19 protein-coding genes, 1 pseudogene and 1 riboswitch are annotated in these 22,618 nt (G+C 73.5%); of the genes and pseudogenes, 9 read left to right on the forward strand and 11 right to left on the reverse strand.

The annotated features are described in order from the left end of the window. Positions 1–41 precede the first annotated feature (41 nt). From pknB to thiO, 4 genes are all read right to left on the reverse strand, one after another. Positions 42–1,970, reverse strand: coding sequence for a Stk1 family PASTA domain-containing Ser/Thr kinase (pknB, locus tag ACFY2B_RS23735; protein ID WP_390765085.1), 1,929 nt, complete (start codon positions 1,968–1,970; stop codon positions 42–44). A 333-nt stretch (positions 1,971–2,303) separates the two neighbouring features. Further along, entirely contained in the window at positions 2,304–3,098 is a 795-nt protein-coding gene (locus tag ACFY2B_RS23740; RefSeq protein ID WP_390765086.1) for a thiazole synthase, read from the reverse strand. A gap of 3 nt (positions 3,099–3,101) precedes the next feature. Then, the gene (thiS, locus tag ACFY2B_RS23745; RefSeq protein ID WP_390765087.1) at positions 3,102–3,302 is read right to left on the reverse strand and encodes a sulfur carrier protein ThiS; all 201 of its coding nucleotides are present in this window, start codon (positions 3,300–3,302) and stop codon (positions 3,102–3,104) included. Then, positions 3,299–4,462 (reverse strand): glycine oxidase ThiO, encoded by a 1,164-nt coding sequence (gene thiO / locus ACFY2B_RS23750; protein ID WP_390765088.1) that lies wholly within the window; start codon positions 4,460–4,462, stop codon positions 3,299–3,301. The genes thiS and thiO overlap by 4 nt, the downstream gene beginning before the upstream one ends. Beyond that, positions 4,460–4,571, reverse strand: a riboswitch (TPP riboswitch). (Overlaps the previous gene by 3 nt.) A gap of 218 nt (positions 4,572–4,789) precedes the next feature. Between thiO and ACFY2B_RS23755 the strand changes: the two genes are divergently transcribed. The 5 genes from ACFY2B_RS23755 to ACFY2B_RS23775 all read left to right on the forward strand — a co-directional run bounded on the left by ACFY2B_RS23755 (position 4,790) and on the right by ACFY2B_RS23775 (position 9,556). Further along, entirely contained in the window at positions 4,790–6,031 is a 1,242-nt protein-coding gene (locus ACFY2B_RS23755) for an NAD(P)/FAD-dependent oxidoreductase (RefSeq protein WP_390765089.1), read from the forward strand. 67 nt (positions 6,032–6,098) lie between these two features. After that, positions 6,099–6,464, forward strand: a complete 366-nt coding sequence (locus tag ACFY2B_RS23760) for an Rv2175c family DNA-binding protein (RefSeq protein ID WP_028803215.1) — start codon at positions 6,099–6,101, stop codon at positions 6,462–6,464. A gap of 253 nt (positions 6,465–6,717) precedes the next feature. Next, positions 6,718–7,461 carry a thiamine phosphate synthase gene (gene thiE / locus ACFY2B_RS23765; protein ID WP_390765090.1) on the forward strand — a complete coding sequence of 248 codons (744 nt, stop codon included), beginning with the start codon at positions 6,718–6,720 and terminating at the stop codon, positions 7,459–7,461. Between the two features lie 107 nt (positions 7,462–7,568). Beyond that, entirely contained in the window at positions 7,569–8,492 is a 924-nt protein-coding gene (gene metF / locus ACFY2B_RS23770) for a methylenetetrahydrofolate reductase [NAD(P)H] (protein ID WP_390765091.1), read from the forward strand. Positions 8,493–8,548: 56 nt separating this feature from the next. Further along, a complete protein-coding gene (locus ACFY2B_RS23775; protein WP_390765092.1) occupies positions 8,549–9,556 on the forward strand; it encodes a hypothetical protein in 1,008 nt (335 codons plus the stop codon). Positions 9,557–9,581: 25 nt separating this feature from the next. Here ACFY2B_RS23775 and ACFY2B_RS23780 read toward each other — a convergent pair whose 3' ends face one another. From ACFY2B_RS23780 to ACFY2B_RS23790, 3 genes and pseudogenes are all read right to left on the reverse strand, one after another. Next, positions 9,582–11,120: a phytoene desaturase family protein gene (locus ACFY2B_RS23780; protein WP_390765093.1), complete on the reverse strand. Its 1,539-nt coding sequence runs from the start codon at positions 11,118–11,120 to the stop codon at positions 9,582–9,584. Between the two features lie 203 nt (positions 11,121–11,323). Further along, a pseudogene (locus ACFY2B_RS23785) lies at positions 11,324–11,502 on the reverse strand (DUF4126 domain-containing protein); the annotation flags it as partial. Positions 11,503–11,852: 350 nt separating this feature from the next. Beyond that, complete coding sequence (locus ACFY2B_RS23790; protein ID WP_390765094.1) at positions 11,853–12,482, reverse strand: TetR/AcrR family transcriptional regulator; 630 nt, start codon at positions 12,480–12,482, stop codon at positions 11,853–11,855. Positions 12,483–12,685: 203 nt separating this feature from the next. On the opposite strand from ACFY2B_RS23790, the gene ACFY2B_RS23795 reads away from it, so the two are divergent. From ACFY2B_RS23795 to ACFY2B_RS23805, 3 genes are all read left to right on the forward strand, one after another. After that, positions 12,686–13,249 carry an SAV_6107 family HEPN domain-containing protein gene (locus tag ACFY2B_RS23795; RefSeq protein ID WP_390765095.1) on the forward strand — a complete coding sequence of 188 codons (564 nt, stop codon included), beginning with the start codon at positions 12,686–12,688 and terminating at the stop codon, positions 13,247–13,249. A gap of 185 nt (positions 13,250–13,434) precedes the next feature. Next, on the forward strand, positions 13,435–14,262 hold the full coding sequence (locus ACFY2B_RS23800; RefSeq protein ID WP_390765096.1) for a methyltransferase: 828 nt from the start codon (positions 13,435–13,437) through the stop codon (positions 14,260–14,262). Positions 14,263–14,538: 276 nt separating this feature from the next. After that, the gene (locus tag ACFY2B_RS23805; protein ID WP_390765097.1) at positions 14,539–14,934 is read left to right on the forward strand and encodes a DUF3040 domain-containing protein; all 396 of its coding nucleotides are present in this window, start codon (positions 14,539–14,541) and stop codon (positions 14,932–14,934) included. Positions 14,935–15,208: 274 nt separating this feature from the next. On the opposite strand, the gene ACFY2B_RS23810 is transcribed toward ACFY2B_RS23805, so the two are convergent. From ACFY2B_RS23810 to ACFY2B_RS23825, 4 genes are all read right to left on the reverse strand, one after another. Next, the gene (locus ACFY2B_RS23810) at positions 15,209–17,593 is read right to left on the reverse strand and encodes a DUF3488 and DUF4129 domain-containing transglutaminase family protein (RefSeq protein WP_390765098.1); all 2,385 of its coding nucleotides are present in this window, start codon (positions 17,591–17,593) and stop codon (positions 15,209–15,211) included. A gap of 367 nt (positions 17,594–17,960) precedes the next feature. After that, positions 17,961–19,343: a DUF58 domain-containing protein gene (locus ACFY2B_RS23815; protein ID WP_390765099.1), complete on the reverse strand. Its 1,383-nt coding sequence runs from the start codon at positions 19,341–19,343 to the stop codon at positions 17,961–17,963. Then, entirely contained in the window at positions 19,343–20,374 is a 1,032-nt protein-coding gene (locus tag ACFY2B_RS23820) for an AAA family ATPase (protein ID WP_390765100.1), read from the reverse strand. Before ACFY2B_RS23820 ends, ACFY2B_RS23815 begins: the two co-directional genes overlap by 1 nt. A gap of 241 nt (positions 20,375–20,615) precedes the next feature. Continuing rightward, complete coding sequence (locus tag ACFY2B_RS23825; protein WP_390765101.1) at positions 20,616–21,164, reverse strand: beta-class carbonic anhydrase; 549 nt, start codon at positions 21,162–21,164, stop codon at positions 20,616–20,618. Positions 21,165–21,600: 436 nt separating this feature from the next. On the opposite strand from ACFY2B_RS23825, the gene rsmH reads away from it, so the two are divergent. Then, positions 21,601–22,605 carry a 16S rRNA (cytosine(1402)-N(4))-methyltransferase RsmH gene (gene rsmH / locus ACFY2B_RS23830; protein ID WP_390765102.1) on the forward strand — a complete coding sequence of 335 codons (1,005 nt, stop codon included), beginning with the start codon at positions 21,601–21,603 and terminating at the stop codon, positions 22,603–22,605. The last annotated feature ends 13 nt before the right edge of the window (positions 22,606–22,618 follow it).

Here is a 22,618-nt window from a genome sequence, read left to right on the forward strand (position 1 = left end):
CGCCTCCGCGCCTCGTCACCCGATGGCTGTCGTGATCGTCGTCACCGGATCGTTATCGTGATCGTCGAGCCCTTGGGTGCCGTCCTGCCGGCGTCCACCGACTGCTTCTGCACGGTGCTCCCGAACAGTCCCAGCAGCCCGCGGTCCTCCGAGACCTTGAACCCGGAGGCTTCCAGCTGCTTCTTCGCGTCGTTGACACCGGTTCCGACCACGTCCGGGACCTCGACCATCTCCGGGCCCTTGGACAGCGTCAGCCGCACCGTGTCGCCCTCGGCGGCCTCGCTGTCGCCCTCCGGGGTCTGCTCGGCCACCTCGCCCGCGTCGTGCTCGGAGTTGACCTGCTCGGCGGAGACCTCCACCTTGAGCCCGGCTTCCTCCAGTCGCTCCCGCGCGCTGTCCAGGTCGTCACCGGTGACGTCGGGCACGTCGATCGGGCTGCCCTTGCTGACGGTGAGCGTGATCGCCGACCCCGCGCGCCGCTCGGTGCCGGGTGCCGGGTCGGTGCCGATCACCGAGTCCTTGGGCACGCTGTCGCTGAACGCGCGTGTGACCATGCCGGGCTCCAGGCCGCCCTCCTTCAGCAGCGCCTTGGCATCGGCGAGGCCACGGCCCGCGAGTTCGGGCACCTTCACGGTCTCCGGGCCGTCGGAGACGGTCAGCGTCACCGAGTCGTTGTTGCGGATGCGGGCGCCGGCCTCGGGGTCGGTGCTGATGACCGTGCCGCGCCGCACCGTGTCGCTGTAGGCGTGCTCGACCTGCTTGACGTCGAGCCCGTCCGCCCTGAGCCGCTCCCGTGCCTGTGCCTCGGTCTTCGCCAGCAGCGGCGGCACCCGGGTGAACTGCCCCGAGTTGATGTACCAGACGCCGATCCCGCCGCCCAGGACCACCAGTACGGCGACGACCAGCGTGACGAGCCTCCGTCCCGGCCGCACGGACCACCGCCGGGGCGGCAGCGCCGAGGTCTCGAACCGGGCCGTCCGGTTGCCGACCGCACCGGGGACGTCGTCGTCGTTCACCGGCAGCAGCCGCGGGATCGCCAGCGAACGCGGGAGCACGCTCGTACGGTCCTCGGTGATGTCGTGCTCCGCGGCGAGCGCCTGCGGCGGCACCGCGTCCAACTGCTCGGCGGTGAGTCCCGCACGGGCCCGCCGCACCTGGGCGAGCAGCGCCACGGCGTCCCGCGGCCGGACCCCCGGATCGCGGGCGGTGGCCGAGGCGACCAGCTCGTCCAGCTCGTACGCCAGGCCGGGCACGGTGGCGGACGGCGGCGGCACGTCCTCATGGAGGTGCTTGTAGAGCACCGCGGCGGGGGAGTCCCCGTTGTGCGGCTTCGCACCGGTGAGCATCTCGTGCAGGACGACACCGCACGCGTACACGTCGACGCGCGGATCGGTGGTCCCGTTCTCGATCTGCTCGGGCGCGAGGTACGAGACGGTTCCCAGCACGGCCCCCGTCGTACTGGTCACGGTGTCCACCGACCGCACCAGCCCGAAGTCCGCGACCTTGACCCGTCCGTCGTCCCCGATGAGCACGTTCTCGGGTTTCATGTCCCGGTGTACGAACCCGGCGCGGTGCGCGGCGCCGAGCGCGGCCAGCACCGGCTCCAGGATGTCCAGCGCGGCCCGCGGCTGGAGCGCGCCCCGCTCGCGCAGCACGTCGCGCAGCGTGCACCCGGCGACGTACTCCATGGCGAGATAGACGTACGCCCGGTCCATGCCCTGGTCGAAGACCTGTACGACATTCGGGTGGGCGAGCCGGGCCACCGACTTCGCCTCCCGGATGAACCGCTCGACGAACGACCCGTCGGCGGCGAGGGCCGGATGCATCACCTTGAGCGCGAGGATGCGGTCCAGACGGGTGTCCAGGGCCCGGTAGACCGTGGCCATCCCGCCGACCGCGATCCGTGCGTCGACGCGATAACGGCCGTCGAGCACCTGCCCGACCAGGGGGTCCTGAAGGGTCGTATCCACGCAGGTGAGTCTACGAGCCGGTACCGACAGTCCTCCTCGTTACCGAGAGATCGGACCGGGACTGCGGCCGACCTGTGACGCGTCCCACGACACCCCGTCACCCCCGGAACCCCACACCCGCCACCCACGGCCCGTGACCGGGCCCGACGGCCTCACCGCCCCATCCCTGCCGACGGCCCCCACCGACCCCGCACCGGCCCCGGAATCCCCGGCCCCACGAACCCGTCCGTGCACCCACCACCGACGCCGGGCCCCACGGGAAACGTCCACCGCTCGGCGGACAGCAAACGGGTGGTGCGTGGTTGCGAGAGCATCCTGGCACGACAACCCCGCTCAGAACGCGGGCCGCTCCGGATCGAGCGCGGCCAGGCCCTCCGCGGGAGACGACGCCTCGGCGAAGTGCCGCCGGGGGATCCGCCCCGCCAGCCGTGCCAGCCGCCCCGCGTCCACCGCGTGCCGCATCGCCGCGGCCATCCGCTCCGGTTGCTGCGACCGGGTGACGGCCGAGGCCAGCATGACCCCCGCGCACCCCAGCTCCATCGCCAGGGCCACGTCCGACGCCGTACCGGCTCCCGCGTCCAGGATCACCGGTACGCGCGCGTGCTCCACGATCAGCTGGAAGTTGTGCGGATTGCGGATCCCGAGCCCGGAACCGATCGGCGAGCCGAGCGGCATCACCGCCGCGCACCCCACGTCCTCCAGCTTCCGCGCCAGCACGGGATCGTCGTTCGTGTACGGCAGCACCGTGAAACCGTCGTCGACGAGGGTCTCCGCCGCGTCCAGTAGCTCGATCGGGTCCGGCAGCAGTGTCCGCTCGTCGGCGATCACCTCGAGTTTGATCAGATCGGACCCGAGCGCCTCCCGGGCCAGTCGCGCGGTCAGCACCGCCTCGCCCGCGGTGAAGCAGCCCGCCGTGTTGGGCAGCACCCGGATGCCGAGCCGTTCCAGGACCGAGAGCACGGACCCGTGCACATCGGGGTCGACCCGGCGCATCGCCACGGTGGTCAGCTCCGTTCCGGAGGCGACCAGCGCCCGCTCCAGCACGTCGAGGCTGGGCGCACCGCCCGTACCCATGATCAACCGGGACGTGAAGGACGTACCGCCGAGGACGAAGGGATCGTCGGCCATGGTTCAGCCTCCTTGGACGGCGGTGAGGACTTCGACGCGGTCCCCCTCGCTCAGGGCGGTGGCGGGCCACTGCGCGCGCGGGACGACGGTTTCGTTGAGCGCGGCGGCCACTCCGCCGGGCGCTGTGGTGAGGGTCTGCACGAGGGCGTCGAGGGCCGTGCCGGGCGCGATCTCCCGGTGCTCCCCGTTGACGGAGATGATCATGCGGGCTGCTCCGTGAGGGCGGCGGCGCCGAAGCGCGCGGGGGTGAACGGACGGACCTCCTCCGGGAGCGTCCCGGTGGCCAGGACGTGCGCCATGACATCCCCGGTGACCGGGGTGAGCAGCACGCCGTTGCGGTAGTGCCCGGTGGCCACGTGCAGCCCGTCGAGCGCGGTCGGGCCGAGCAGCGGCGCGTTGTCCGGGGAGCCGGGCCGCAGCCCGGCCCGGGTCTCGGTCAGCGGCAGTTCGGTGATCCCGGGCACCAGCTCGTGCGCGTCGCGCAGCAGCTCGTACACGCCGCCCGCGGTCACCGTGGTGTCCCAGCCCAGTTCCTCGTCGGTCGCCCCGACGACCAGCTCACCGTTCTCCCGCGGCACCAGGTAGACCTGGCTGCCGCGCACCACGGCCCGCACGGTCCGGCTCAGGAACGGCGCGTACCGCTTCGGCACGGTCAGCCGCAGCACCTGACCCTTCACCGGCCGCACCGGCGGCAGCACGGCCTCCGGCAGGCCCGCCAGCCGGCCGCTCAGGCTGCCGGCCGCGAGCACCACCTGCCCGGCGTCCAGTTCGGTGCCGTCCCCGGTGATCACCCCGACGGCCCGGTCCCGGCGCACCACGCAGCGTTCGGCCCAGGCGCGGTGGAACACCACTCCCGCCCGCTCGCAGGCCGCCAGCAGCGCCGCCGCCAGCCGCCGCGGGTCGATCTGGTGGTCGCCGTCCACCCGCAGCCCGCCCCGCACCCCCGGCGCGAGCATCGGCTCCAGACGACGGCAGTCCCGGCCGGACAGCCACTCGGACTCAAGACCGGAGCGCTGTTGCAGTTCGTGCAGGTCGCGCAGGTGCGCGCGGTCGTCGGCGTCCAGCGCGACGGCGAGCGTGCCGCACCGGCGGTAGCCGAGGTCGCGGCCGGTCAGCTCGGTCAGCTCGGCCGCGAAGTCCGGATAGCGGCGCGCCGAGGCCAGGTTCAGGCCGAGCAGCGTCTGCTCGCCGTGGTGCAGTTCGGTGACCGCGGCCAGCATGCCGGCCGCGACCTGTGCGGCCCCGCCACCCGGCTCGGGATCCACGACGGCCGTGGCGAATCCGCGCTGCGCGGCCCGCCAGGCCGTGACCAGGCCGATGATTCCGCCCCCGATGACGAGGACATCCGACGTACGTGACGACATGGGCGTCCAGCCCCTCCCTTCGCCGGCATGACCCGGATCAGGTTCGTACGGTCGGAGGCCGCCAGCCTCCCTCTCAGCCCGGTGCGTCCGGGCTCCCGCGAGTGCTTGTACGGTGGCCACCCTAGCCCGCCGCCGCCCGCCTCGAAAAGGAAGCCTCGGCCCGCACCCCGCTCGCGGCCTCGGCCCGCACGCGGCTCGGCGGGCTCCGGCCGGGCGGCGCGACGCGCACGGAGGAACGGCCGGCGCGGGCCCCTGGCGGACACCGGACGAGCCCGTGTGCAGCAGGTCACCCAGCACGCCCCCTGACTGACAAATCGTCAGTTGACTATGGTGATCAGCGTGAGCCAGCAGACGCAGCAACGGAGCACGTCACAGGTGCGGCGCGTGGTCGTCGCCGGCGCGGGCATGGCCGGGGTGCAGACCGCGGTCGCCCTGCGGGAGCAAGGGTTCAGGGGCACGGTGACCGTGGTCGGCGCGGAGCCCCACGCGCCGTACGACCGGCCACCGCTGTCCAAGGCCGTGCTGCTCGGCAAGGTCGAGGGCTCGGCCTTCGACGTCGATTTCGGCGCGCTCGGCATCGACCTCGAACTGGGCCGGGAGGCGCTCGGCGTGCGCCCCGGCGACCACGAGCTGGACACCGCGGCCGGTCCGGTGCCGTACGACGTCCTGGTCCTCGCCACCGGCGCCGAACCGATCCGGCTGCCCGGCGCGGAGGGCGTCCCCGGCGTGCACCTGCTGCGCACCCTCGACGACGCCCAGGCGCTGCGGCCGGTGCTCGCCCGGCAGCACGACATCGTGGTCGTCGGCGCGGGCTGGATCGGCGCCGAGTTCGCCACGGCGGCCCGCGAGGCGGGCTGTGCGGTCACGGTCGTCGAGGCCGCCGCCCGCCCGCTCGCGGGCGCGCTCCCCGCCGAGGTCACGGCGCCGATGGCCGCCTGGTACGCGGACAGCGGCACCGAACTGCGCACCCACGCGCGCGTGGCGCGCGTCGAGCCCGGCGCGGTGGTGCTCGACGACGGCTCGCGGCTGCCCGCGGGCGCCGTCGTGGTCGGCATCGGCGCCCGCCCCGCCACCGCCTGGCTGGCCGGTTCCGGCATCGAGCTGGGCGCCCATCGCGAGGTCGTGGCCGACGACCATCTGCGCACCTCCGCGCCGGACGTCTACGCGGTCGGTGACTGCGCGTCCTTCCCCTCCGCCCGGTACGGCGAGCGCCTGCTCGTCCACCACTGGGACAACGCCCTCCAGGGGCCGCGCACGGTCGCCGCGAACATCATCGGCGACACCCCGGCGGCCTACGACCCGGTGCCGTACTTCTGGTCCGAGCAGTTCGGGCGTTTCGTGCAGTACGTCGGCCACTACCCGGCGGCCGACACGCTGCTGTGGCGCGGCGACCCCGCCGGGCCCGCCTGGACCGTCTGCTGGCTGGGCGCGGGCCGGCTGGTCGCCCTGCTGGCCGTGGGCCGGCCGCGTGATCTGGCGCAGGGACGGCGGCTGATCGAGGCGGGCACGCCGATGGATCCGCTGCTGCTCGCGGACCCGGCGAGGCCGCTGAAGGAGGCCACCGCGTGACGCGCGATATCCCCAGGTCGGACGGGCCTGGCTTCCGACTGTCGGTCCGGGATGGCACGCTGTTTCCGTGACCGAGATTGACGCAAAGATCGATGCTCTCGTCCCTGCATGGCTCACCCTCCCCGACATCGCCGAGCAGCTCGGCGTCGAGGTGACACGTGTCCGGCAGCTGGTCAAGGAGGGCCAGCTCATCGCCGTACGCCGTGGCGAGAACCGTGCGCTGCACGTCCCTGCCGCCTTCATCGACGGGGACAAGGTCGTCAAGGGTCTGTCCGGGACCCTGACGCTCCTGCGGGACGACGGCTTCACGGACGAGGAAATGCTGGAGTGGCTCTTTACTCCTGACCCGACCCTGCCCGGCACCCCCGCGCAGGCCCTCAGCGAGAACCGCGGCACGGAGGTGAAGCGCCGCGCCCAGGCGCTCGCCGTCTGATCCGAACGCCCTCCGACGTACGGGCCGCGGCCCCCGGACGGGCCACGGCCGGGGTGGATCACGGCCCGGGCCCGTCCGGCGCCCGGCCGCCGGACCCGGTGCCGCGCATCGCGCCCCGTGCCCGGCCGCCGGGCCACCGTGTCGCCGTGCCCCGCGAGCCGCCCGGACGGGGCGGTCGGTCCGGCCCGTACGTCACGACACCGCACCACACCGCATCACCTCACCGACCTCACACCCATCCCGGGGGACAGACATGCCGGACACCGACATCACGGCCGACAGCGCGGCCGTCAGCACCGAGACCACAGCCGGCACCGAGACCATTGCCGGCACCGGCACCGGCACCGCCGCCCGCACGGCCCGTGACCGGCTCGCCGACGCCCGGCTCTATCTCTGCACGGACGCCCGCAAGGACCAGGGCGACCTCGCCGAGTTCCTGGACGCGGTCCTGGCCGGCGGGGTCGACGTCGTGCAGCTGCGCGACAAGGGCATGGAGGCGGCCGAGGAGCTGGCGCACCTGGAGGTGTTCGCCGACGCCTGCGCCCGGCACGGCAAACTGCTCGCGGTCAACGACCGCGCGGACGTCGCCCACGCCGCCCGCGCCGCCGTGCTCCACCTGGGACAGGGCGACCTCCCGGTACCCGCGGCCCGCGCCGTCCTCGGCGACGACGTGCTCATAGGCCGCTCCACACACGCCCCGGAGGAGGCCGTGGCGGCGGCCGTCCAGGACGGCGTGGACTACTTCTGCACCGGTCCGTGCTGGCCCACGCCCACCAAGCCCGGCCGGCCCGCGCCCGGCCTGGACCTGGTCCGGTACACGGCCGCGCTGGGCACCGCCCGGCCCTGGTTCGCCATCGGCGGCATCGACCTGGGCAACCTCGACGAGGTACTGGACGCCGGGGCCCGCCGGGTGGTCGTCGTCCGCGCGATCACCGAGGCCGACGACCCCGGAGCGGCGGCGGCCGAGTTCACCGGGCGACTGCGACGGGACGGCTAGCAATCACCTGGCCAGGCCCTGTCCAAGGGATGGACAAGAGTTCGGCAATTCGGGCAAATCTCCGGCGCCCGGTTGGGGGACCGCCCGGGCCTGGCTAACCTGCGGGTATGGCCCTTGGAACCGCATCCACCAGGACCGACCGCGCGCGCACCGTGCGTGACATCCTGAGCACCGGCAAGACGACGTACTCGTTCGAGTTCTACGCGCCGAAGACGCCCAAGGGTGAACGGAGTCTGTGGAACGCGCTGCGCAGGGTCGAGGCGGTGGCCCCCGACTTCGTGTCCGTCACCTACGGCGCCGGCGGCACCACCCGCGCGACCACGGTCAAGGAGACCCAGCAGATCGTCGCCGACACCACGCTGACGCCGGTCGCCCACCTCACCGCCGTCGACCACTCCGTCGCCGAACTCCGCAACATCATCGGCCAGTACGCGGACGCCGGGATCCGCAACATGCTCGCGGTCCGCGGCGACCCGCCCGGCGACCCCATGGGCGCGTGGGTGCCGCACCCCCAGGGCCTGACCTACGCGGCCGAACTCGTCGCGCTCATCAAGGAGTCGGGCGACTTCTGCGTGGGTGTCGCCGCCTTCCCGGAGATGCATCCGCGCTCCGCCGACTGGGACACCGACGTCGCCCGCTTCGTGGACAAGTGCCGCGCGGGCGCCGACTATGCCATCACGCAGATGTTCTTCGAGCCGGAGTCGTACCTGCGGCTGCGCGACCGGGTCGCGGCGGCCGGCTGCGAGACCCCGGTCATCCCCGAGATCCTGCCGGTCACGAGTCTGCGGATGCTGGAGCGGCTGCCCAAGCTGAGCAACGCCGGGTTCCCGCAGGCGCTGAAAGAACGGATCCTCACAGCCAAGGACGATCCGGCGGCGGTACGCTCCATTGGCATCGAGTTCGCCACGGAGTTCTGCGCCCGGCTGCTGGCCGAGGGAGTGCCCGGACTGCACTTCATCACGCTCAACAACTCCACGGCGCCACTGGAGATCTACGAGAACCTGGGCCTGCACCATCCTCCGCAGACCTAGACCGGCATCACCGAGATACGACACACTGCGTAGCGGTCACTGGGAGAGGGGCGTACATGGGCTGGGCGGTCCTCTACCTCGCGTTCGGCATCGTCGCGCTGTGGTTGCTCGGCGAGGTGCTGTTGCAGTACAAGGCACGGCTGCGCTGGCGGCTGCTGGCGTTCGTCGGCTTCCTCGGCGTCGTGCTCGGTGTGCTGATGCCCTCCGTCGTCGTCATCGCGCTGGGCGCGGTGGCCTTCGCGGTCGGCCAGACCTACGTCACGCTGTCGTTCCGCCGCGGCTTCGCCGAGGGCTGGGTGGTCCGCCGGGGAGCGGTCGGCGGCAAGCGCCGGGGCGGCGGTCCCGACCACCAGGACGACCGGGACCCCGATCCGGGGGCCCAGGACCCGTCGGCGGCCCGGACCGGCCAGGGCGCGGACGCCGGGGACGCCGGTTACCGGCAGGACGGCGAGTACGGCCAGGACGGCGGTTACGGCCACGACGGCGCCCCGCACGGCGGCCACGACGGCGACTACGACCGCGACGACGTGTTCGCCGCGGCCCACCCCGGCCGGCAGGCCGCCGAAGCCACCGCCGTCTACGAACCGCAGCCCATGCCCGAGGACACCGGCTCCTACGGCATATACGGCGACTCCGCCCACGCTGCCGCGGCCCAGCACCAGGACCCGGGCTACGCGGCCACCGCCCAGGGCGCCGACCAGGGCTACTCGTACGACTACTCCGGCTACGGCCAGCAGCAGTACGGCTACGACACGGGCGACCAGCAGCAGTACGCCCCCTACTCCGACCCGTACGTCGGCGCCCAGAACTACGGCGGCGCCGCGTACGACAACGGCTACGGCGGTCAGCAGTACGGCCAACAGCCCTACGGCCAGGACCAGTACGGCAACGGCGGCTACGGCGAGACCCCGGCCGGCGGCGTCTGGGTCCCGCAGCAGCGCACCGACGAGACCTACGGCGGCGAACTCCCGCAGGAGCAGCCCTACCCGTACCAGGGCGACGGCCAGCAGCAGGGCCACGGCCAGCAGCAGGGCAACGGGTACGACGAGCACTACCGCTTCTGACCGGCCGCCGCCCGGGCGGCGGGACTCACCGTGAGCCGCGGAAGTCCGGCCCCTCCACGATCAGCCCGGCGACCAGCGCGCCCGACATGCCGGCGTGCGGCAGACCACCGCCGGGATGCGACCAGCCGCCCACCCCGAACAGGCCCGGTATCGCCGTGGCGTTGGACGGATGCAGCGTCCCCCCGGCCGCGGCCAGCGACGGCGGCGGAACGGCCCCGCCCTCCGCCCCGGTCTCCCGCGCGGTGTCCACCGGCGTACGCACCTCCCGCCACAACACCCGCTCGCGCAGCCCCGGCACCGCCCGTTCGGCGGCGGCGACCATACGGTCCGCGAAGGCGGCGGCGGCGCCGGGCGCGGTCCAGTCGTACCCCGCCGCGGACGGCACGGTCGCCGTCACCACCATGGACTCGTGCGCCGCGTCCGGACGCAGGGCGGGGTCGTCCGGGCGGTCGACGCGGACCGTGGGACGCTCGGGCGTGCCCTCCGCCGTGAACAGGCCCAACTCGGCCGCAGCCGCCGGGGAATGCACCACCGTGCGGTGCGCCGCCCCCGGCTCGCGCCGGCCGCGCAGCGCGAGGCACACCACGACCCGGCCCGGGAACAGCCCCTCGGCGGCCGGTGTGACGGCACCCGGTCCGTACAACTCCTGGCCGGGCAGCAGACCGCGCAGCCGCCAGGGGCCCGTGCCGACGACCGCGTCCGCCTCGGCCACCGTCCGTCCCCCGGAGCCGGCGGCCCCGTCGGCGCCCCGGGCCAGCTCGACGCCCGCCGCGCGGCCGTCCTTCTCCAGGATCCCGGTGATCTCGGCGCCGAAGACGAACTCGACCTTGCGCCGCACGCATCGCTCGTACACCGCCCGCGCCAACTCCCGCATGCCGCCGTGGACATACCAGACGCCGAAGGCGTGCTCCATGTACGGCAGCACGGCCGCGCTCGCCGGAGCGGTGCCGGGGTCCAGGCCGTACCCGAGCGCGTGGCCCGCGAGCAGGGCGTCGAGCCGGGGATCACGCAGCTCCCAGGCCCCGATCTCGGCGAGCGTCGCGGCCCGCCGGGTGCGCAGCAGCCGCTTGTGCGGGACCGCCGGATAGGGCTCGCGGTCCGTCAGCACCGACCAGTTCGGCCACAGCGGCTCCTCCAGGAGGGGGCGGCGCGTGCGGTCCCAGGCTTCGCGGGCGCGCACCAGGAAGTCGCCCCAGCGCTGTCCCGCGCCGGATCCCAGGGCCTCGTCCAGGGCCGCGACGACACCCGCGCGCGAGGCGTTCGGCAGCGACACCTCGGTGCCGTCCGCGAACACGTGCCGTGACGACGGGTCGACCTGGGTGAGCCGGACGCAGTCCTCCAGCGGTTCCTTGCCGGTCTTCAGGAACAGGTCGCGGTAGACCGCGGGCAGCGGCAGCAGGCCCGGGCCCGTGTCGAAACCGAAACCGTCCCGCTCGAAGCGGCGCACCGCCCCGCCGTACGTCTCCGTGCGCTCGTACACCACCACCCGGTGGCCCGCGACGGCCAGCCGGGCGGCAGCCGCCATCGCGCCCATCCCGGCGCCGATCACCGCAATCCGTGCCATGCCCGCGACTTTATCGACCGCCACTGACAGTCCGGACCGCAGGCGCCCGCCCGGTGGCCGGCCGGGCGGCGGGCCACCGGGCGGCGGGCCGGTCAGGCGGACGCGCGAGCCGGGTGGCCGACCGCCGTTCCTCCCGCCGCCGCGCCCTGCGGCGCAGGACCCGCCGGATCGGGGAGAGCAGCAGGCACAGCACGGCCATGCCCGGCGACGGCCTCGCACAGGAGCAGCGCGCCCGCCGCGATGAGTACCTCGGGGCGTTGCAGTGTCTGCGGAACGCCGTCGCCCACCCCGGTCGCACCGGACAGGCCGGCCAGCAGCACCACGGCGTGGGCATGGATGCCGCCGGCCCAGCCGCTGGTGACACCGGGGGGAGTACGGACACGGAGGCGATCGCAACCAGCCGGCCACGCCGCGTCCTGCGTACCGGTGCGGACGGCTGAGTACGGGTACCTAGGCGGCCAGATGAGTAGGTGCGCGGATGGGCCCCGACCTGCGGGAACGAGACAGTGGAGGCACGGCAGGGGGACGAGGCCCGGGACCGCCGGCACGGGGCGGCGGAACGGTGACCTCCTCGGCCGCTCCTTCCGCCGGCTCGTCGGCGGAAGCGAGGCACGGGGGAACCCGGGGAAGACCGAAACGGGGGTTCCACGGGGGACGTACGGGGGAGCAGGAAGGAGCGCCGGTCCGAGCCGGCCCGCGGGGGACGGGCCAGGGCGGACCGGCGCTTTCCTGTCAGCCCCTGCCGCTCACCCGTCCCTGGAGCAGCCGGGACAGGGCGGCGTGGACGTCGTCCACGGAACGCTCCGGCTGGAACGACTTCCGGTCCAGCGCCGCCACCAGCACCATGCCGACAAGCGCCGCCGCCGTCAGCGGGACGTCGATCTCCGCGCTGAACTCGCCGGCCGCCACACCCGCGCGCAGCACCCCCTCCACCACCGCGACGACCTCCTGCCGCACCACGAGCAGGGTGGACTGCCAGGCGCGGTTGGTGCGCCACAGCTCGGCCACGTACAGCTGGGTGAAGGCCGGGTGGCGGTCGATGAAGACGAGACCGGCGCGGATCATCGCGTCCAGGGCGTCCACCGTGCCGCCGCCCCCGCGCGCGGACCGTTCGGCGGCGTCCCGCAGGGAGGCGGTGAGCAGGCCCACGCCTTGCCGCAGCAACTCCTCGAAGAGGACCGACTTGCTCGCGAAGTTGTAGTAGACCGTGCCCTTCGCGACCCCGGCCCGCTCGGCGATCTCGTCCACCGTGGTCGCGGAGAAGCCCTGCTCGGCGATGAGCGTGACGGCCGCTTCGTAGAGCCTGCGCCGGGTGGCCTCGCGGCGCGTGGCGCCGCCCGGCGCGGTGCTGCTGCTTTCCATGGTCACGATTCTCACAGCAACGGTCCCGCCCCCGCCCCTTCCCTCGCGAGCGCGTGGACCTCCCTCCGCCCGTACCCAGATCCGAACTGTCGATCGAATCAAAAGCCCAGGTCAGAACGGATTGTCAGTGGCATACCGCACGATGGGCACATACGGCACCCCGGACCAGGGTGTGCCGTCACACAGACGACAGGAGGTTCGTCATGGCCAGCTCGTCCGCAGCAGCCGCCCGCCGGCGCCGCGCATCCGGCCCTGCCCCCTCACTGACCGGCCCGGCGAGCGACGTGCACCCCGTGCTCCGCCGGGCCACGGCCCCGCCCGCCGCCCTCGACCTGCTCGCCAAGGCCCGTGCCGGACTCGACGAGGCCGCCGTCCTCCCCACACCCAACGAGCGCTATGCCACCGCTCACCTCGCCGCCCTGCGCACCGCCGCCGCCGTCCTCGCCGCGCGGGCCCGCCCGGAGTCCCCGACCAGGCGCCGCGCCCGCATCCGCAGCGCCTGGGAGGTGCTCCCCGAGATAGCGCCCGAACTCACCGAGTGGAGCGCCCTGTTCGCCTCCGGCGCCGCCCGCCGGGCCCGGGCCGAGGCGGGCATCCGGGACGCCGCGAGCCGCCGGGACGCCGACGATCTGATCAGGGACGTGGCGATGTTCGTCCGCATCGTCGAACGGATGCTGGTGCTCCAGCCCGTCCTGCCACAGCCCCGGCAGCAGACCGGAGCACCGGCCGGCCACGCCACCGGGAGGGAGCTGCCGGACGCGGGGTGACAGCGACGGGCCCGGCCCGCAGGGGACCCGGCCGGCCGGGCGCCCCCGTGGTGACCAGGTACGGCGGCCGAGGCAATAGGGTGGAGAACGCCTGAAGCCTTCCCTCCTCCCGCGTCCCGGGCGGGGGAGGGAACCCGTTCGCGCCGCCGGGCAACAGGCGGTGCCACGCCGAGGAGTCGACTGCCGTGCCGGACCCGATGCGACCGCCTGTCTCCCACCACTGCCCGCAACCGGCGTCGCTGCGCTCCGACCCCTCGCGGCCCCGGGCCTCGCTCCGTACCGCCGTGGTCTGGGAGGTCCTCCGGGACGCCCTGGACGGGCGGGCCAAGGCCACGGGCCGGGGCTCGCTCGACGTCCTCGACACCGGAGGCGGCAGCGGCAACTTCGCCGTGCCCGTCGCCCGCCTCGGGCACCGCGTCACCGTCGTCGACCCCAGCCCGAACGCGCTGTTCGCGCTGGAGCGCCGGGCCGCCGAGGCCGGTGTCGCCGACCGGGTGCGGGGCGTCCAGGGCGACGTCCACGGCCTCTTCGACGTGGTCGAGCGCGGCGGCTTCGACGCGGTGCTGTGCCACGGCGTCCTGGAGTACGTCGACGAGCCGGCCGAGGGCGTCCGCAACGTGGTGGCGGCGCTGCGCGGCGGAGGCGTCCTGAGCCTGCTCGCGGCCGGACTCGGCGGTGCCGTGCTCGCCCGTGCCCTGGCGGGCCACTTCACCGAGGCCAGGCAGGCCCTCGACGACCCCCACGGCCGCTGGGGCGCCGGCGACCCGGTGCCGCGGCGCTTCACGGCGGAACAGCTCACCGCGCTGGTCGAGGGCGCGGGGCTCGCGGTCGGCGCCGTGCACGGTGTGCGGGTCTTCGCCGACCTGGTGCCCGGGGTCCTCGTCGACACCGAGCCCGGAGCCCTCGACGCCCTGCTGAAGCTGGAGGCGGCGGCGGCCGAGTTGCCGGCGTTCCACTCCGTGGCCACGCAGCTTCACGTGCTCGGCGAGGCGCCCGGCGGCGGCGCCGGCTGAGCCGCCTTCAGGCACACCGCTGATCAGGGCCGCGACAGCAGATGGAGTACGCCACAGGCCCTCCGATCGAGGGGTTTGCGCCGTATGATCGAGGTAGATCTTCCCGGCATGACGGGTCGGCCGCTGGGGAATGGAAGTTTCAGCGAGCCGGGACGGCCATGGCGGGAACCGGTTGGCCAATTGGCCTAGAGGGGCGGGTTTCACGGGGGCGATTCCCTGCCTATCCTGAAGGGACCCCCCGGGTCGCCCCGGCGACTGCACGATGAGGAGGACTCCGTGCCGCTCTCGGAGCACGAGCAGCGCATGCTCGAGCAAATGGAGCGAGCGCTGTACGCCGAAGATCCCAAGTTCGCGACAGCGCTTGAGGGAAACGGGCTGCGCACGTACACCCGGCGACGGGTTTATCAGGCGGTCGCGGGATTCCTCGTAGGAATCGCGCTCCTCATGGCCGGTATGGTCGCACAGCAGATCTGGGTCAGCGTGGTGGGTTTCCTCGTCATGCTGGGGTGCGCGGTACTCGCCGTGACGGGCTGGCGCAAGGCTCCCAAGCCGGGAGAGCGGCCCGCGGGCGGTGCCCCGCAGGCACGCCGTCAGGCACGGGCGAAGCGCTCCATGATGGATCGTATCGAGGAGCGCTGGCAGCGCCGTCGGGACGAGCAGGGCGGCCGCTAGGCGCGAGGACGACGTTCGGACGTGTATGAGGGGTGATCACCCGCGAGGGGTGATCACCCCTCATACACGTCCGAACGGGCCTCCGGCCCGTGCGGTCCGCGGTCCGTGAGCCCCAGCCCCCTGAGCCGCTGAGGATCTGAGCCGGCTGCCCCCTGAGCCCCAGCCGACGGCCTCGGCGCCCTGGCCAGGGGCACCATCGGCCAGGGCACAGGGCACAGGGCACAGGGCACAGGGCACAGGGCACAGCCTCAGCGCCGTTCCGGCGTGTGCTGCCTCAGTTTCCCTGGCCGGACGGTCTGCGCAGGGTGGGCCGGGCCGTCGTGACCCGTGCCTTGAGCGCCGTCGACCGCGCCGACGCCGCCCACAGGGCGCGCACGGCCGAGCGCGGGGCGAACAGCGCCCGCAGTCGCGTACCGCGGGTGGCCGCGCCGCCCAGTGCCCCGGCCACCCGGCGCACCTCCTCCGCGAGACCGGCCGTCGGCTGCGGCCGGGGTGCGTAGAGGACCTGCTCCACGGCGTCCGCCACCCGGTGCACCGCGCTCCCGGCCGCCGTGTCGAGGCTCCCGAGCCGGACGATCCGGGCGGCCGCCCCGCGCGGGGTCAGCGACTCGTCCGGCGGGATCCCGAAGTCCCACGCGGTGTCGGTCAGCTCCTGCCACGCCGCCAGCGTGTGGGCCGCCGCACCCTCCTCGGTGCGGGCATGCCCGCCCAGCCGTACGGCACGCAGTCGTTTCCGCCACAGCAGCGGCGACAGCGGGATCATCAGGACGAGGAGTCCGCCGAGGGCCCACAGGGCCGACTGCCACCACTGCGGGCCGTCGTCCCCGCCGGCCACCGTGGCCGCCGTCGACGGACCGTCGCACGCCTCCAGCTTCCGCATCTGCGCCGTGCAGCTCTCGCTCGGCGAGGTCTCGGTGGACGGCGCCGCGGACGACTGCTGCGAAGGACGCGCCACGTCCGGCAGGGACGTGCCGGGCGTGTCCGACAGCGTGTAGTCGGGCGTCGTACCCCGGGTCGGGGTCGGCTCGAAGCGGGTCCAGCCCACACCCTCGAAGTACAGCTCGGGCCAGGCGTGCGCGTCCTTCAGACCGACCGACACCGTGCCGTCCGACTGCGGGGTACCGGGCGCGAAGCCGACCGCGACCCGGGCCGGGATGCCCAGGGTGCGGGCCATCGCGGCCATCGCGAAGGAGAAGTGGATGCAGAAGCCCTGCTTCTTCTCCAGGAACGTGGCGATCGCGTTCGGGCCCTGGCCCACCTGCACCTGGGTGTCGTACTGGAATCCCCCGGTCACGGCGAAGTAGTCCTGGAGCTTGACCGCCTGCTCGTACTCGCTTCTCGCGCCCTCGGTGACCTGCTTGGCCGTCTCCGCCACCACGGACGGCAGCGACTTCGGCACCTTGGTGTACTCGCGCTTCAGCGCCGCCGGCGGTTCCGGCGCCGAGGCCAGCTGGTCCGCCGTCGGCTGCACGTCCAGGCTGGTCACCTCGTACACCGCGCCACGGGTGTTCTGGCCGTGGTCACCGACCAGGGTCATGCCCACCGGCTCGTAACGCCACTTGCCGGAGACCTGCACGCCGCTCGGCGGGTACGGCATCGGCAGCCAGTCCTGCGCGTACCAGTCGGCGGCCGCGATCCGGGTCCGCACCTCCGAGCGCTTGACGTCGGGGCTCAGGCCGGCCGGCGTGGGGAACCGGTTCGGCACGCCGACGATGTGCCGCTGGGACGGCTTCCAGGTGGTGCCGTCGAAGTCGTCCAGGGAGACGATCCGCAGATACAGGTCGGAGGTGTTGTTCGAGTCGGTCTTCAGGGACAGGACCTGGCGGTCCTCGTCCACGTTCAGGCTGTCGCGCAGCGACACCAAGGGGTTGATCGCGGAGATGGTGCCGCCATTGCCGTTGCCCGCGCCCATGCCGGTTCCGGTGCCGTCCAGGAGGCCGCCCTCTATGGCAGGCAGGGCCAGGGGCACCACCAGGGCGACGCCCAGCGCGACCACGCCGATGCGCCGGCCCGTGCGGACGGGGGCCACCGCGCTGGCCGACGGGCCGCCGGGGGAGCGGGTGGCGCCGCTGAAGACGCGGCCCCACTGGGAGAGCCGTTCCCGGCCCTCCGCGAGCAGCAGCATCAGGTAGCCCGCGGCGGCGACCAGGAACCACAGCCAGTCCGTGCCGCCATCGGACAGGCCCGCGGCCACGGAGTACAGGGCCAGCAGGGGCAGCCCGGCGGGCGCCGCGCTGCGGAAGGTCACCGCGAGCATGTCCACGATCAGCCCGATCACCAGGACACCGCCGACGAGCATCAGCCGGATGCCGTCGGACAGGGGGGCCGGGATCGCGAACCGGCTGACGTCGTTCGAGCCCTGCTGGAGCAGGTCGGCGAAGTAGCGGAAGGTGTCCGGCTCGGGGATCACCCCGAGGAGCGCATGCCCCTGGGCACAGACCAGGGTCAGCAACATGAGGCTCACCAATGCCTGAGCCGCCACGGTCAGCGGCCGGGCCAGCGGCACCCGCCGGGTCACCGCGCCCACGCCCGCCTGCACCGCGACCAGGAAACCCGCCTGAAAGAGCCAGGTCATCGGGGTGACCAGCGGCAGCAGGGCACACGCGGCCATCATCGTGGCCGCGGCGGCACAGAGCGCGAGCCGTGCCCGTGCGCTCATGCCGGCACCTCCTGTCCACCGACCACGCCACCGGGCCGCGGGGCCGGTACCGCGGCCCCGCCCGGTCGTGTCCGTCTCCCCCGCGCCCCGCCCGGTCGCGCCCCGCGGAACCACGCCCCGACCAGCCGTATCCGACCCGACGACATCCCGACCGGCCGTGCCCCGCTCCTCGGCGCCCCGCTCATCGGCACGTCACCCATCAGCGCTCCGACCAGCCGCGCCGCATGCGTCGGCGCCTCGCTCATCGGTGCCCCGACCAGCGGTGTCCTTCTCGGCCGTGCCCGTGCTGGCCGCGTCCGTCCCGGCCGTGCCCGTTCTGGCCGTGCCGGCCCCGGTCGCGCCCGCTCCGGTCGCGTCCCGTCACCGTTCATGACCGTGCCTCCCCGCCGCTCAGCGCGGCCGCGCCCATGCGTTCCTGGTCCATCCGACGCCACAGTTCGCCGAGCGCGGCACCGCGCGGCACGCTCGCGGCCGTCCAGCCCGCCTCCCGCAGCAGCCGCAGCCGCTCCGCGGGCCCGTTCTCCGGGCCGGGACCGTTCACCGGGCCGGGACCGTTCGCCGGTTCCCGCATCCAGGCGTCCGGGTCCAGCAGGAAGGCGATGGCGCCGCCGCCGCGCCGGCGCATCTTGGCGACCACGCCGGCCTGCTCCTCGTCCAGGTCGCCGATGAAGGCCACCAGCAGCCCCTCGTTGCCGCCGCGCAGCACGTCGTACGCCCGGGACAGGCCCGTGCCGTCCGAGTGGTCGATCACGGCGAGGGTGTCCATCATCAGCCCGGCCGCGTCCGCCGTCTCCTGGCTGGAACCGGCGAACCCGTCGGCGCCCTCCCCGGGCACCGAGTTGCCGGTGTCCGTCAACAGGCGTACCGAAAAGCCCCGTTCGAGCATGTGCACCAGCACGGAGGCGGCGCCCGAGACCGCCCACTCGAAGGCCGAGTCCGGGCCCGCCCCCGCGAAGCCGATGCCCCGGGTGTCCAGCAGCACCGTGCACCGGGAGCGCTGCGGCTGCTCCTCCCGGCGCACCATCAGTTCGCCGTAGCGCGCGGTGGACCGCCAGTGCACCCGGCGCAGATCGTCGCCGTAGCGGTAGCCGCGCGGGATCACGTCGTCCTCGCCGGCCAGGGCCAGCGAACGCTGCCGCCCGTCGCCGTACCCCTTGGCCTCCCCGCCGAACCGCACCGGTGGCAGCGCCTCCACGCGCGGGATCACCGTCAGGGTGTCGTACGTGGAGAAGGAGCGGGTCAGCTCGCACATCCCGAAGGGGTCGCTCAGGCGCAGTTGCAGCGGACCGAGCGGGTAGCGGCCCCGCAGGTCCGAGCGGACCCGGTAGGAGACCTCCCGGCGGCCGCCCGGCTCCACCCGGTCCAGTACGAACCGGGGCCGCGGCCCGAGCACGTACGGCACCCGGTCCTGGAGCATCAGCAGGCCCGTGGGCAGCCGTGAGACGTTGTCCATCCGCAGGTGAACCCGGGCCTCGCCGGCCGCGGGCACGCGGGAGGGGGAGAGCCGGCGGCTGCCCGCCACCCGGTAGCGGGTGCGGTGGAGCACCGTCGCGCAGACCAGGGGCAGTGCGGCGAGCAGCAGCCCGACCCGGAGCAGATCACTCTGCCCCAGGACGTACGCGCAGACGGCGGCGGCGATGCCGGCGGCCAGGAACGAACGGCCGCGCGTGGTCAGCCCGGCCAGAGCGGCGCGGACGCCGCTCTTGTCGTCGCCCTCGGGCTCCGGCTGTCCGGTCCCCCCGCCGCTCATCACAGCCTCCGTGGCGGCTGCTGGCCGAAGGCGGTCGCACCCAGTCCGCCGAAGCCGCTCTGCTGCGACGCCGCGGGCACCGGGGTGCGTTGCAGGATCTCCTGGACCACCTGCTCCGACGTACGCCGGTTGAGCTGGGCCTGCGCGGTGGGCAGCAGCCGGTGCGCGAGGACCGCCACCGCCAGGGCCTGGATGTCGTCCGGCAGCGCGTACTCCCGGCCGGCCAGGGCCGCCGCGGCCTTCGCCGCGCGCAGCAGGTGCAGCGTCGCCCGCGGGGACGCGCCGAGTCGCAGATCGGGATGGGCGCGGGTGGCGGCCACCAGGTCCACCGCGTAGCGCCGGACGGTGTCCGCGACGTGCACGTCGCGGACCGCCTCGATCAGCTTCACGATCTCGTGCGCGTGGGCCACCGGCTGGAGGTCGTCCAGGGGCGAGGCGCCGCCGTGCACGTCCAGCATCCGCAACTCGGCCTCGACGCTGGGGTAGCCGACGGAGACGCGGGCCATGAAGCGGTCGCGCTGGGCCTCCGGCAGCGGGTAGGTGCCCTCCATCTCGACCGGGTTCTGCGTGGCCACCACCATGAAGGGGCTGGGCAGTTCATAGGTCTGCCCGTCGATGGTGACCTGCCGCTCCTCCATGGACTCCAGCAGCGCGGACTGGGTCTTGGGCGAGGCGCGGTTGATCTCGTCGCCGATCACGATCTGGGCGAAGATCGCGCCCGGCTTGAACTCGAAGTCCCTGCGCTGCTGGTCCCAGATGGACACACCGGTGATGTCCGATGGCAGCAGGTCGGGGGTGAACTGGACGCGGCGCACCGAGCAGTCGATGGACCGCGCCAGCGCCTTGGCGAGCATCGTCTTTCCCACGCCGGGGACATCCTCGATCAGGAGGTGCCCCTCGGCGAGCAGTACCGTCAGGGAAAGCCGTACGACCTCGGGCTTGCCCTCGATCACTCCTTCCACCGAACTGCGGACACGCTCCACAGTGGCGGTCAGATCTGTGAGGCTCGCTCGATCGTCATAGGTCGTCACCCGGCCCTCCTCGGCCCGTTCTCACTCCGGGCCGCCGCTCTGCGCCGCGGACCGGCCCACCCCGAAACACGGACACCACACGGGAAAAGTTCCGCGTGACGCCACACCCGCATTCTTGCCGCCGTTACCGATTCGTGTCACTCGCCTGTGGACAACTTCGGCGCCAGGTCGGTCCCACGGCTCCCCGGCAGGCCGCCGAAGCACCGGGCACCGGCGCTTCCCGGGGCGGCCGCCGGACCGTTCAGGCCGCGTCGATCTCCCGCAGCAGACCCGTCCTGACATCGAACACGAAGCCACGCACATCCTCGGTGTGCAGCAGGAACGGCGAGGTGCGCACCCGCTGCATGGACTGCCGCACATCCTGGTCGACGTCCCGGAAGGACTCCACCGCCCAGGACGGGCGCTGGCCGACTTCCATCTCCAGATCGTGCCGGAACTCCTCGGTCAGGGACTCCATGCCGCACCCCGTGTGATGGATGAGGACGATGCTGCGGGTGCCGAGGGCCCGCTGGCTGATCGTCAGGGAACGGATCACGTCGTCGGTGACGACCCCGCCCGCGTTGCGGATGGTGTGGCAGTCGCCGAGTTGCAGGCCGAGCGCGGCGTGCAGGTCGAGCCGGGCGTCCATACAGGCCACGACCGCGACGCGGAGCACGGGACGGGCGTCCATCCCGGGGTCGGCGAACGCGGCGGCGTACCGCTCGTTGGCCTCCACGAGACGGTCCGTGACGGTGCCGTCGCCCGTTATGGCGCCCTCGGACCCGGCGGGAACTGCTGCAGAAGTCGTCATACTCACGACGTTACTGGTCACCTGCCGCGCGGTCCTGCTGGGAGGCGGGACAAAAGAAGTCATCGTCGCGGGGTGTGAGCTAACCCACACGGACGATAAAGCGGGACTGTACGAGTGATTCCTTCCGGATTGCGGCGCCTGCCGGAGGGCCGTCCGCGACGCGCAAGCCGGTTGATTGACCGCGCGACACGGTGGACTAAAGTGACGCGAAGCGGGAGGCGAATCACCCTCCGCTGGACTGAATTCACCCGGAGACCCCGGCACCCGCAACCCCACGTGCGCGGCGTGTACGCACGGCTCGGCCTCCACCCCCTCCCGCCGACTGACGCCACCGGCGCCGGCACTTCCCTCGACCGGGCGGCACCCCGGCGTCAGCCGGGAGAGGGCGGGGACCCGGCGGTGCGTACGGCCCGCGCCGGATCTGAGAGGCCCAGAGATGAAAGGGCGCGACGCGCTTCCGAACCAGGGCGGTGGCGGGCGACAGGCGGGAGAGAGCCGACACGTCCCGGTGATGCTCCAACGCTGTCTGGACCTGCTGGCGCCCGCGCTTGAGCGACCCGGATCCGTGGTCGTGGACTGCACCCTGGGCCTCGGCGGGCACAGCGAGGCGCTGCTCGGCCGGTTCCCCGACGCCAGGCTCGTCGCCCTGGACCGCGACAAGGAGGCGCTGAGCCTGTCCGCGCAGCGGCTCGCGCCCTTCGGCGACCGGGCCACCCTCGTGCACGCCGTCTACGACGAACTGCCGGACGTCCTGGACCGGCTCGGCATCGCGCGCGTGCAGGGCGTCCTCTTCGACCTGGGTGTCTCCTCCATGCAACTCGACGAGGCCGACCGCGGCTTCGCCTACGCCCAGGACGCCCCCCTCGACATGCGCATGGACCAGTCGACGGGGATCGGCGCCGCGGAGGTCCTCAACACCTATCCGGCGGGCGAACTCGTCCGCATCCTGCGCGCCTACGGCGAGGAGAAGCAGGCCAAACGGATCGTCGCCGCGATCGTCCGCGAGCGGGACAAGGAGCCCTTCTCCACCAGCGCGCGCCTGGTGGAACTGGTCCGGGACGCGCTGCCGCAGGCCGCCAAGCGCACCGGCGGCAACCCGGCCAAGCGCACCTTCCAGGCGCTGCGCATCGAGGTCAACGGCGAACTGGACGTCCTGGAGCGGGCGATCCCCGCCGCGGTCAGGGCGCTCGCGGTGGGCGGGCGGATCGCCGTCCTGTCGTACCAGTCGCTGGAGGACCGTCTGGTCAAGCAGGTCCTGGCCGCCGGTGCCACCAGTACCGCGCCGCCCGGACTGCCGGTCGTGCCCGAGCGCTACCAGCCCCGGCTCAAGCTGCTCACGCGCGGTGCCGAACTTCCGAGCGAGGAGGAGGTCGCCGACAACCGCCGGGCGGCCCCGGCGCGGCTGCGCGGCGCCGAGCGCATCAGGGAGGACACCGAGTGAGCGAGCCGGGTCC

Origin of the sequence: Streptomyces sp. NPDC001270 (genome assembly GCF_042896695.1) — a bacterium.
Classification (GTDB): Bacteria; Actinomycetota; Actinomycetes; order Streptomycetales; family Streptomycetaceae; genus Streptomyces.